Origin of the sequence: Bradyrhizobium sp., from assembly GCF_016462955.1 — a bacterium.
In the GTDB taxonomy this organism is placed as follows: domain Bacteria; phylum Pseudomonadota; class Alphaproteobacteria; order Rhizobiales; family Xanthobacteraceae; genus Bradyrhizobium.
In genome coordinates this window covers 1-8894 of the sequence record NZ_JAEMSD010000282.1, presented here as the reverse complement: position 1 = coordinate 8894, position 8894 = coordinate 1, and the positions used below count along the sequence as shown (strand labels likewise).

7 protein-coding genes and 1 pseudogene are annotated in these 8894 nt (G+C 62.8%); 6 read left to right on the top strand and 2 right to left on the bottom strand.

The window, feature by feature from the left end:
• Positions 1 to 218, top strand: a pseudogene (locus JHD07_RS24755) (LLM class flavin-dependent oxidoreductase); the annotation flags it as partial.
• A gap of 129 nt (positions 219 to 347) precedes the next feature.
• Here JHD07_RS24755 and JHD07_RS24750 read toward each other — a convergent pair.
• Positions 348 to 1205, bottom strand: coding sequence for a prephenate dehydratase (locus JHD07_RS24750; RefSeq protein ID WP_291626816.1), 858 nt, complete (start codon positions 1203 to 1205; stop codon positions 348 to 350).
• A 21-nt stretch (positions 1206 to 1226) separates the two neighbouring features.
• A complete protein-coding gene (locus JHD07_RS24745; RefSeq protein WP_291626814.1) occupies positions 1227 to 1967 on the bottom strand; it encodes a 3-deoxy-manno-octulosonate cytidylyltransferase in 741 nt (246 codons plus the stop codon).
• A 218-nt stretch (positions 1968 to 2185) separates the two neighbouring features.
• Here JHD07_RS24745 and JHD07_RS24740 point away from each other — a divergent pair, with 218 nt between their 5' ends.
• The 5 genes from JHD07_RS24740 to JHD07_RS24720 all read left to right on the top strand — a co-directional run.
• Positions 2186 to 2740, top strand: a complete 555-nt coding sequence (locus JHD07_RS24740) for a cytochrome c family protein (RefSeq protein ID WP_291626812.1) — start codon at positions 2186 to 2188, stop codon at positions 2738 to 2740.
• 227 nt (positions 2741 to 2967) lie between these two features.
• Positions 2968 to 4869 carry an extracellular solute-binding protein gene (locus JHD07_RS24735; RefSeq protein WP_291626810.1) on the top strand — a complete coding sequence of 634 codons (1902 nt, stop codon included), beginning with the start codon at positions 2968 to 2970 and terminating at the stop codon, positions 4867 to 4869.
• Between the two features lie 14 nt (positions 4870 to 4883).
• Entirely contained in the window at positions 4884 to 6770 is a 1887-nt protein-coding gene (locus JHD07_RS24730; RefSeq protein WP_291626808.1) for an extracellular solute-binding protein, read from the top strand.
• 2 nt (positions 6771 to 6772) lie between these two features.
• Positions 6773 to 7882, top strand: coding sequence for a microcin C ABC transporter permease YejB (locus JHD07_RS24725; protein WP_291626806.1), 1110 nt, complete (start codon positions 6773 to 6775; stop codon positions 7880 to 7882).
• Positions 7882 to 8894 (top strand): ABC transporter permease (locus JHD07_RS24720; RefSeq protein WP_291626804.1); only part of this gene is annotated, 1013 nt, incomplete at its 3' end. The genes JHD07_RS24725 and JHD07_RS24720, both read left to right, overlap by 1 nt.

Here is an 8894-nt window from a genome sequence, read left to right as displayed (position 1 = left end):
ATCCGTATACTGACGCCGAGCGCACCTCGATCCTGCGCAACCGCTCGCGCCTGTTCGTCGGCAGCCCCGCCACGGTACAGAAGAAGCTGCAGCCGCTGATCGACGCGAGCAAGCCGGACGAGTTGATGGTGATCACGGCGGTGTATGACCACGAGGCGCGAAAGAAGTCGTATTCGCTACTGGCGGAAGCGTTCGGGCTGGTGCAGCAGGCAAAGTAAGCCGCTCTCGTACCCCGGACGCAGCGCAGCGCTTCTTCAGCGGTGCGCTGCAGAACCGGGGCCCATCGCAGCCCGGAGTCTTGCAGCCCCTGGGTCCCGGCTCGCGCTTCGCGCGTCCGTGACACGAAATCAATCCTGTGTCTCGCTGAATGTCGCACGGAAGGGATGGCCGGGATAGACGCCGACGATACGAAACTCGCGCGAGAAGAATTTCAGCTCCTCGACGGCAAAGGCGAGGGCCTTGTCGTCGGGGTGACCGTCGACGTCGGCATAGAACTGCGTGGCGAAGAAATTGCCATCGACCATGTAGCTCTCGAGCTTGGTCATGTTGACGCCGTTGGTGGCGAAACCGCCGAGCGCCTTGTAGAGCGCAGCCGGCAGGTTGCGCACCCGGAAGACGAACGTCGTGACCAACGGGCCGGAGCCCTGGGCCGCCCATTTCGGCTCGCGCGCCAGCACCACGAAGCGCGTGGTGTTGTGAGCCTCGTCCTCGATGTCCTCGGCGAGGATGTCGAGGCCGTAGATCTTGGCGGCGAGGCGCGAGGCGATCGCGGCGACACTCTTGTCTTTGCGCTCGGAGATGTCGCGGGCGCTGCCGGCGGTGTCGGCATGCACGATCGGCTTGATACCGAGCTTGCGGATGATGCGGCGGCACTGGCCGAGCGCGTGCACATGGCTCTCGACACTCTTGATGTCCTCGATCCTGGTGCCCTTGACCGCCATCAGCTGATGCCGAACGGGGAGAAACCATTCGCCGATGATGAAGAGCCCCGAGGCGGGCAAGAGGTGATGGATGTCGGCAACACGGCCGGCGACCGAATTCTCGATCGGGATCATGCCGAGATCGGCCTCGCCCGAGGAGATTGCTGAGAGCGCGTCCTCGAAGGTGGCGCAGGGCATCGGTTCGGCGTCGGGATAGGCCTCGACGATGGCGATGTGGGAATTGGCTCCGGGTTCGCCCTGGAATGCGATCTTCATCTTGCTCATGATCGGCCTTGTAACAGCGGCTCAGGATTTGGAAAGGATGCTGCGCGCGGTTTCCAGGTCCGCCGGCGTATCGACCCCGCGGGGCACGGTGTCGACGATGGTAAAATCGATGCGCATTCCGGCCTCGAGCGCCCGGAGCTGCTCGAGCTTTTCCTGCAATTCCAGCGGAGACGGCGGAAGCGAGACGTAGCGCTCCAGCGCGGCGCGGCGAAAGGCATAGAGGCCGATATGGTGGTAACGTGGTCCGTCGCCGGTCGGGGCGGTCGCGCGGGTAAAATAGAGTGCGCGCATCCGCCTGCCGCCAAGGGAAGTCCCGATCGCCTTCACCACGCTTGGGGCGAGATCCTCTTCCTCGGTGTGGATCTGCGAGGCCAGCGTCGCGATGTCCACCACCGGGTCTTGCAGCGGCGGCAATACTTCACGGATGTTGTGGGTCGTGATGGTCGGAAAATCCCCCTGGAGATTGACCACGATCTCGGCCTTGCCGTCCGGATCGAGCTTCTTCATGGCCTCGTGGATGCGATCCGAGCCGGACGGGTGGTCGGAGCGGGTCATCACGGCCTCGCCGCCATGGGCAGTCACCACGGAGGCGATCTCGTCGGTGTCAGTTGCGACCGCGACCCGGCCGATTGCAGCGGCCTCGGCGCGGCGCAGCACATGCACGATCATCGGCAGTCCCGCGATATCGGCGAGCGGCTTGCCGGGCAGGCGGGTGGCGGCCATGCGGGCCGGGATCAGCACCAGGATGCGGGGATCGATCATCGGGTTAAGAGCCTGGAAACGGGGCATTTTCCGCACAGGGAAATGGAGTGGGGACGGGCTGAAAGCGGGGTCGCTTATACGGGTTGCCAGACCCCGGGCAAACCGATATCTCAATGGCAAAACTCGGGGAAACAATAGGGAATGTTTGATTCTCCCGAGGCTCGTCCTGGCGGCTGCTCGAGCCGCTGTTTCCTTCTTGCGGTGGGGCCTGGCCGGAAATGGACTCTTTCGAACTCAACAAGATTCTCGGTGCGGTGTTCGCCACCTGTCTCGTCCTGCTGGTGACGAGCTTCACCGCGAACGCGCTGTTCTCGCCCAAGATGCCGGAAAAGCCGGGCTTCGAGATCGCGGTGAAGGAAGATGCCGGCCCCGGCAAGGAGGGTGGTGCCGCCGCCGCCGCCGCCGAGCCGATCGAAAAGCTGCTCCAGACGGCCTCCATCGAGAAGGGGGCTGCCGCCGCCAAGAAGTGCGGCGCCTGCCACACCTTCGAGAAGGGTGGCCCGAATCGTGTCGGTCCGAACCTCTATGGCGTCGTCGGCGAGCCCAAGGGCCAAGGCCATGGTGGCTTTAACTTCTCGGCGGCCATGAAGGGCAAGGGCGGCAACTGGACCTTCGACGACCTCAACAAGTTCCTGGCCAACCCGAAGGGCTTCATCCCGGGCACCGCCATGGGCTTTGCCGGCATTCCCAAGGATTCCGAGCGCGCCGATATCATCGCCTACCTGAATTCGCAGTCGGAGAAGCCTCAGCCGCTGCCGACGGCGTCGAAGTAAAGGCAGCGAAAAGCCCGATCTGGACGAGCGGCCGGGCTGAAAAGCCTGGCCGTTTCCTTGTCCGGACCTCGCGGCAACTTGGCTTGGGCGTTTGATCGGGGCGTTTCGCCGCATCGGATCGCCCGTGCGGCCTTCCAAGATGAGGAAAAAGCAACGCGTATTCGGTCGAAACCTCGCCTATATTAGGAACTTAAAGGAGTAGCCTCCTTCAAGACAGGGATGTTGATTTGGCCATTACCCGACGCGATCTCCTGCTCACCGGCACTGCTGCCGCAGCGCTTCCTGCCCTCGGTTCCGTCGCGGGCGTTCCCGTCGCCGGCGCTGCCAAAGCGCAATCGGCAGCCGAGCTTCCCTGGCGCCACGCGCTGTCGCTGTTCGGGAAGGTCAAGTACCCCGTCGACTTCAAGCGATTCGACTACGTCAATCCGGACGCACCGAAGGGCGGCGTCGCGCGCCAGATCGCCGTCGGCACCTTCGACAATTTCAACATCGTCGTGTCGGGCGTGAAGGGCCAGGTCGCAGGTGCCGTCGCCTTCGTCTACGAATCGCTGATGACGCCCTCGCTCGACGAAGTCTCGACCGAATACGGCGCGCTGGCCGAAGCGGCCAGTCACCCCGACGATTTCTCTTTTGTCACCTACCGCTTGCGGCCGCAGGCGAAATGGCATGACGGCAAGCTCGTGACGCCGGAGGACGTGATCTTCTCGCTCGATTCCTTCAAGAAGCACCATCCGATGTACTCGGCCTATTACAGCCACGTGGTCAAGGCCGAGAAGGTCGGCGAGCGCGAGGTGAAGTTCGTCTTCGACGCGCCCGGTAACCGCGAGCTGCCGCAGATCGTCGGGCAGCTTATGGTGTTGCCGAAGCATTGGTGGGAAGGGACCGACTCGCAGGGCCGCAAGCGTGACGTCTCCGCCACCACGCTCGAAGTGCCGCTCGGTTCAGGCCCCTACAAGGTCAAGGACTTCGTTGCAGGACGGTCGATCGCGCTGGAGCGCGTCAAGGACTATTGGGGCCGCGACCTCCCCGCTAATGTCGGCCGCAACAATTTCGACGAGCTGCGCTACGAATATTTCCGCGACGCCACCGTCGCGATCGAGGCCTTCAAGGCCGACCAGGTCGATTGGCGTACCGAGAACAGCGCCAAGAGCTGGGCGACCGCCTACGACTTCCCGGCCGTGAGCGAAAAACGCGTAATCCTCGAGGAATTCGCCAATCGCAGCTCGGGCGTAATGCAGGCCTTCGTGCCGAACCTGCGGCGCGCCAAGTTCAGCGACCCCCGCGTGCGTCGTGCGCTCAACTACGCGTTCGACTTCGAGGAGATGAACAAGCAGATCTTCTTTGGTCAGTACAAGCGTATCAGCAGCTATTTCGACGGCATCGAGGAGCTCATGGCGACCGGCTTGCCGCAGGGCAAGGAGCTCGAGATCCTCGAAACTGTCCGCGCTCAAGTCCCGCCTGAAGTCTTCACGACTGCATACACCAATCCGGTCGGCGGCAATCCGGAAGCCGTGCGTGACAATCTCCGGGAGGCGCTGCGCCTTTTCAAGGAGGCCGGCTACGAGGTGCGCGACCGCAAGCTGGTCGACGTCAAGACCGGCACCCAGTTTTCGCTGGAGCTGCTGAACCAGGATCCGAGCTTCGAGCGGATCACGCTGTTCTACAAGCCGTCCCTGGAGAGGCTCGGCATTGCCGTGAACGTGCGGACGGTCGACCCGACCCAGTACGAGAACAGGACGCGCGAGTGGGATTTCGACATCGTCACCAACTCATGGGGCGAGTCGCAATCGCCGGGCAACGAGCAGCGCGAGTTCTGGTCGTCCAAATCGGCTGATATCGCCGGCTCGCGCAACATTGCCGGCATCAAGAACCCGGCGATCGACAAGCTGATCGAACGGGTGATCTACGCCACCGATCGGGATGATCTCGTCGCAGCCACCAAGGCGCTGGACCGCGTGCTGCTGTGGAACCACTACGTCGTGCCGCAGTGGACCTACAACAAGGTGCGCACCGCGCGCTGGGATCGCTTCAGCCGGCCGGCGGAACTGCCCACATACGGCCAATCCGGTTTTCCGTTCATCTGGTGGTACGACGCAGACAAGGCGGCGCGGATCGCAAAGAAGTCTTGAAGGGCAGTTTCCGCATGACGCAGATGTCACGCCGCCATGTGCTGGCCTTGGGTGTCGGCGGCGCCCTCGGCGCCTCCGTCGGCACGTCGCTGCTGCGCGGCGCGCGAGCCTCGGAGGCGACGACCGGGGTGCACGGCATCTCGGCGTTCGGCGATCTGAAATATCCCGCCGACTTCCGTCATTTCGACTACGTCAACGTCGACGCTCCCAAGGGCGGTACGTTCTCGCTGATCCCGTCGGTGCGCGCCTACAATCAATCCTACCAAACCTTCAATTCGCTCAACGCGTTCATTCTCAAAGGCGATGGCGCGCAAGGCATGGGCATGACGTTCGCGCCGTTGATGGCGCGCGCCAGCGACGAGCCGGACGCGATGTACGGGCTTGCCGCCAAATCCGTGCAGATATCGCCGGACGGGCTGGTCTATCGCTTCACGATGCGGCCTGAGGCGAGATTCCATGAGGGCAGCAAGCTCACCGCGCATGACGCGGCGTTCTCGCTGACGACGTTGAAGGCCAAGGGTCACCCCTTGATCCTCATGCAGATGCGTGACTTCGTGAATGCGGAAGCGGTCGATGACGCCACGCTCGTCGTCACCTTTGCCAAGGGGCGCGCCCGCGACGTGCCGCTCTATGTCGCGGGATTGCCGATCTTCTCGAAGGCGTATTATGCCTCCCGGCCGTTCGATGAATCGACGCTCGAGATTCCGCTCGGCTCCGGCCCGTACAGGGTCGGGAGGTTCGAGGTCAATCGCTACATCGAGTTCGATCGGGTCAAGGACTGGTGGGGCGCCGATCTGCCAGTGTGCCGCGGCAGCTACAATTTCGACGTCGTGCGCTATGAATTCTATCGCGACCGCGACGTCGCCTTCGAGGGCTTCACCGGCAAGAGCTATCTCTATCGCGAGGAATTCACCTCGCGCATCTGGGCGACGCGCTATGACTTCCCGGCCGTGAAGGACGGCCGTGTCAAGATGGAGGTGGTGCCGGACGATACGCCCTCCGGAGCCCAGGGCTGGTTCATCAACACCCGGCGCGACAAGTTCAAAGACCCTCGCGTGCGCGAGGCGCTGATCAACGCTTTCGATTTCGAATGGACCAACAAGACCATCATGTACGGCGCCTATGCCCGTACGGTGTCGCCATTCCAGAACTCGGACCTCATGGCTGGCAATGCGCCGGCTTCGCCGGAAGAGTTGAAGCTGCTGGAGCCGTTTCGTGGCCAGGTTCCGGACGACGTTTTCACCGTACCGTTCACGCCGCCGGTCGCCGACGGCTCTGGGCAGGACCGCAGCCTGCTCCGCAAGGCGCAGCAACTGCTGAACGAAGCCGGCGTTCCGATCAAGGACGGCAAGCGGATGCTGCCGAACGGCGAGGTGTTCAGGATCGAGTTCTTGTTGGACGAGCCCTCGTTCCAGCCGCACCATGCACCTTACATCAAGAATCTCGCGACGCTCGGTATCGAAGCGAACATCCGTCTCGTCGATGCGGTGCAATACAGGGCGCGTCAGGATGATTTCGACTTCGACATGACGATCCAGCGCTTCAGCATGTCGGCGACGCCGGGCGATGCCATGCGCTCGTTCTTCTCCTCGCAGGTCGCCAACACCAAGGGCTCTTACAATCTCGCGGGCATCGCCAACCCCGCCATCGACGCCATGATCGAAAAAATCATGGCGGCTGATAGCCGCGAGGAGCTGACCATAGCCTGCCGCGCCTTCGACCGCCTGTTCCGCGCCGGCCGCTATTGGGTGCCGCAATGGTACAACAAGACTCACCGGCTGGCCTATTGGGACCAATTCGGACATCCGGCGAAGCTGCCGCGTTATGCCAACGGCGTCGGCGCCCCCGACATCTGGTGGCATGAGCCCGCCAAGGCCGCCAAGCTCGAGCAGGCGAAATAACCATGAGCGCCTATATCGCCCGCCGCATCCTCCTGATGATTCCGACGCTGCTCGGAATCCTCTTCGTCTCCTTCGTCGTCGTGCAGTTCGCGCCGGGCGGTCCGGTCGAACGCGTGATCGCGCAGCTCTCCGGCGCCGATACCGGCGGCACCTCGCGCATCTCGGGCGGCAGCGATTTCGCGCAACGCGCGCCGGGGCAGGTGGGGGCCGGCGCCGACGCCATCAACTCGAAATACCGCGGCGCGCAGGGGCTTGATCCTGATTTCATAAAGAAGCTCGAGGTGCAGTTCGGCTTCGACAAGCCGGCACCGGAACGCTTCGCGCTGATGGTGTGGAATTTCGCCCGCTTCGATTTCGGCAAGAGCTATTTCCGCGACGTCAGCGTGATCCAGCTGATCAAGGAGAAGCTCCCGGTCTCGATCTCGCTCGGGATCTGGCTGACGCTGATCACCTATCTGATCTCGATTCCGCTGGGCATTCGCAAGGCGGTGAAGGACGGCACGCGCTTCGACACCTGGACATCGACCATCCTCGTGCTGGGCTATGCCATTCCCGGCTTCCTGTTTGCCATCCTGCTCATCATCCTGTTCGCCGGCGGCTCCTTCTTCAACTGGTTCCCGCTGCGCGGGCTGACCTCGGATGGCTGGTCGCAATTTCCCTGGTACCGGCAGATCATCGATTATTTCTGGCATCTGACGCTGCCGCTGATCGCCATGGGCCTCGGCGCTTTCACCACCATGACGTTCCTGACCAAGAACTCGTTCCTGGACGAGATCCGCAAGCAATACGTCATGACCGCGCGCGCCAAGGGGTGCAGCGAGGGCCGTGTGCTCTACGGTCATGTTTTCCGGAACGCCATGCTGATCGTGATCGCGGGTTTTCCCGGCACCTTCATCCATGCCTTCTTTTCCGGCTCGCTGCTGATTGAGACCATCTTCTCGCTGGACGGGCTTGGGCTGCTCAGCTTCGAGAGCGTGCTCAACCGCGACTATCCCGTCGTGTTCGGCACGCTCTACATCTTCTCGCTGGTCGGACTTGTGATCAACCTGGTCTCCGACCTCACCTATATGTGGATCGATCCCCGGATCGATTTCGAGGCGCGGGAGGTCTGATGAGTCTGGCCGCCCCAACCAAGCCGATCGAGACCACGGCGAAGTCGCCGCTCGGCGATGCCGTTCCCATCACGCGCAAGCCCTTCGCGCCTTCGCCGCTCAACCGGAGGCGCTGGCAGAACTTCAAGGCGAACCGGCGCGGCTACTGGTCGTTCTGGATCTTCATCATCCTGTTCGTGCTCTCGCTGTTCGCCGAGCTGATCGCCAATGATCGGCCCTTCCTGATCAAGTTCGACGGCCGTCTCTATTGGCCCGCCTTCGTGACCTATTCGGAAACGACCTTCGGCGGCGACTTCGAAACCGCGGCCGACTATCGCGATCCCTATTTGCAGAAGCTCATCAAGGAGAAGAACGGCTCCATCGTCTGGCCGTTGATCCGCTACTCCTACGACACCCACAATCTCGACCTGCCGACGCCGGCGCCGTCGCCGCCGACCTGGATGCTGACCGAGAAGCAATGCAAGCCGGTGGTGGAGAAGAAGGGACTGAAGAGCTGCCGCGACCTCGAATACAACTGGCTCGGCACCGACGATCAAGGGCGCGACGTGGTGGCGCGGCTGATCTACGGCTTCCGCATTTCGGTGCTGTTCGGCCTCTGTCTCACCATCGTCTCGTCCGTCATCGGCATCGCAGCCGGCGCGGTGCAGGGCTATTTCGGCGGCCGGGTCGACCTGATCTTCCAGCGCTTCATCGAGATATGGACGGCGATCCCCTCGCTCTACCTTCTCCTGATCCTGTCCTCGGTGCTCGTGCCGGGATTCTTCGTGTTGCTCGGCATCCTCCTGCTGTTCTCCTGGGTCTCGCTGGTCGGTCTCGTCCGGGCCGAGTTCCTGCGCGGACGCAATTTCGAATACATCCAGGCGGCGCGGGCGCTCGGCGTCTCCAACCCGGTCATCATGTTCCGACACCTGCTGCCGAATGCCATGGTCGCGACCATGACGTTCCTGCCCTTCATCGTGTCGAGTTCGGTGATGACGCTGACGGCGCTCGATTTCCTGGGCTTCGGCCTGCC